This window comes from Streptomyces tricolor, from assembly GCF_002155905.1.
Taxonomy (GTDB): domain Bacteria; phylum Actinomycetota; class Actinomycetes; order Streptomycetales; family Streptomycetaceae; genus Streptomyces; species Streptomyces tricolor.
In genome coordinates, this window is sequence record NZ_MUMF01000123.1 from 1 (window position 1) to 2,462 (window position 2,462).

The window sequence follows — 2,462 nt, forward strand, 5'->3', positions numbered from 1 at the left end:
GATCACATGGGCGTTGGTGCCGCTGATCCCGAAGGAGGACACGCCGGCGCGGCGCGGCCGGTCCGGGGCCGGCCAGGGCCGCTGCTCGGTGAGCAGGGCCACGGCGCCCGCGCTCCAGTCGACCTGGGGGGACGGCGCGTCGACGTGCAGGGTCCGGGGCAGCACGCCGTTGCGCATCGCCATCACCATCTTGATGACGCCGGCGACCCCGGCGGCGGCCTGGGTGTGTCCCATGTTGGACTTGACGGAGCCCAGCCACAGCGGCTCGGTGCGGTCCCGGCCGTAGGTGGCGAGCAGGGCCTGGGCCTCGATGGGGTCGCCGAGGGTGGTGCCGGTGCCGTGCGCCTCGACGGCGTCGACGTCGGCCGGGGTGAGTCCGGCGGCGGCCAGCGCGGCGCGGATGACCCGCTGCTGGGAGGGGCCGTTGGGGGCGGTCAGGCCGTTGGAGGCGCCGTCGGAGTTGACGGCGGAGCCGCGGACCAGGGCGAGCACCCGGTGGCCGTTGCGGCGCGCGTCGGAGAGGCGCTCGACGACGAGCATGCCGGCGCCCTCGCCCCAGCCGGTGCCGTCGGCCGCGGCGGCGAAGGACTTGCAGCGGCCGTCGGCGGCCAGCCCGCGCTGCCGGGCGAAGTCGATGAAGGTGTCCGGCGTCGACATGACGGTGACACCGCCGACCAGCGCGAGGTCGCACTCGCCCTGCCGCAGCGCCTGGGCCGCCAGGTGCAGCGTGACCAGCGAGGAGGAGCAGGCGGTGTCGACGGTGACGGCCGGGCCCTCCAGGCCGAGGGCGTAGGCGACCCGGCCGGAGACGACGCTGCCGAGGCTGCCGTTGCCGAGGTAGGCGGCGAGGTCCTCGGGGACCTCGGCGAGCCAGCTGCCGTAGTCGTGGTACATGACGCCCGCGAAGACGCCGGTGCGGGAGCCGCGCAGCCGGTGCGGGTCGATGGCGGAGCGCTCCAGCGCCTCCCAGGACACCTCCAGCAGCAGCCGCTGCTGCGGGTCCATGGCGGTGGCCTCGCGGGGGCTGATGCCGAAGAAGGCGGCGTCGAACTCGGCGGCGTCGTACAGGAAGGCGCCCTCGCGGGTGTAGGTGCGGCCGGGGGTGCCCGGCTCGGGGTCGTACAGCGCCTCGACGTCCCAGCCGCGGTCCACGGGGAAGCCGCCGACCGCGTCGACGCCGTCGGCGACGAGCCGCCACAGGTCCTCCGGGGAGCGGACCCCGCCGGGGTAGCGGCAGCTCATGCCGACGATGGCGATCGGGTCGTCGTCCGGTGCGGTGCGGCCGGCGGCCGCGGGGGTGTCCTGCGGGCCGGTGCCGAAGAGCGTGTCGCGGATGTGGTCGGCGAGGGCGCGGGAGGTGGGGTGGTCGAAGACGAGGGTGGCGGGCAGCCGCAGTCCGGTGGCGGTGGTGAGCCGGTTGCGCAGTTCGACGGCGGCCAGGGAGTCGAAGCCGAGGTCGGTGAAGGCCCGGCCGGGGTCGATGGCGGACGCCCCGTCGTGCCGGAGCACGGCCGCCACCTCGGTGCGCACCAGGTCGAGCAGGGCGCGGTCGCGGTCGGCGGCGGGCAGCGCGGTGAGCTGTCCGTCCGTGGCCGCCGCGGGGGCGGCGCCCGCGGCGGCCCGGCGGGCGGCCGGGCGGACGAGGGCGGTGAGCAGCGGCGGTACGCCGTCGGGGCGGCGGCGTACGGCGGCGGCGTCGATCTCCACCGGTACCGGGCGGGGTGCGCGGGAGCGGACGGCGGCGTCGAACAGCTCCAGGGAACGGGCCGCGGACAGGCCGGGGACGCCCTGGGCCGCGATGCGCCGGCGGGCGGTGTCGTCCAGTGCCGCGCCCATGCCGCTGTCAGTGTCCCACAGCCCCCAGGCGAGCGCGGTGGCCGGCAGGCCGAGGGCGGCGCGGTGCTCGGCGAGGGCGTCGAGGTAGGCGTTGGCGGCGGCGTAGTTGCCCTGGCCGGGGCCGTCGAGGACGGCGGCGAGGGAGGAGAACAGCACGAAGCGGGCGAGGTCGCGGTCTCGGGTCAGTTCGTGCAGGTGCCAGGCGCCGAGCGCCTTGGCGTGGAAGACCTCGTCCACCAGGGCGTCGGTGAGGGTGTCGACGATGCCGTCGCGGACGGTGCCCGCCGCGTGCACGACGGAGTCGACGGGGTGCTCGGCGAGCAGCCGGCGCACCGCCTCGCGGTCACCGACGTCGCAGGCGGCCACCGTCACCTCGGCGCCGAGCGCGGTGAGTTCGGCGTGCAGTGCGGGTGCCGTGCCGCGGCGGCCGACGAGCAGCAGGCGGCGCACGCCGTGGGCGCGGACCAGGTGCCGGGCGAGCAGCGCGCCGAGACCGCCGGTGCCGCCGGTGACGAGGACCGTGCCCCAGTCGGGGGCGGGTTCCTGCCCGGGAGGCTGGGCGGTCAGCCGGGGCACGCTGAACCGGCCGTCCGCGAGGGAGAGTTCGGGTTCGCCGGTGGCGAGGA

At 76.9% G+C, this 2,462-nt stretch carries 1 protein-coding gene; it reads right to left on the minus strand.

Annotated elements, in window-relative coordinates; genetic code table 11:
* Positions 1-2,462, minus strand: a 2,462-nt coding sequence (locus tag CCN44_RS10280) for a type I polyketide synthase (RefSeq protein ID WP_143649679.1), incomplete at both ends; no start/stop codon positions are given.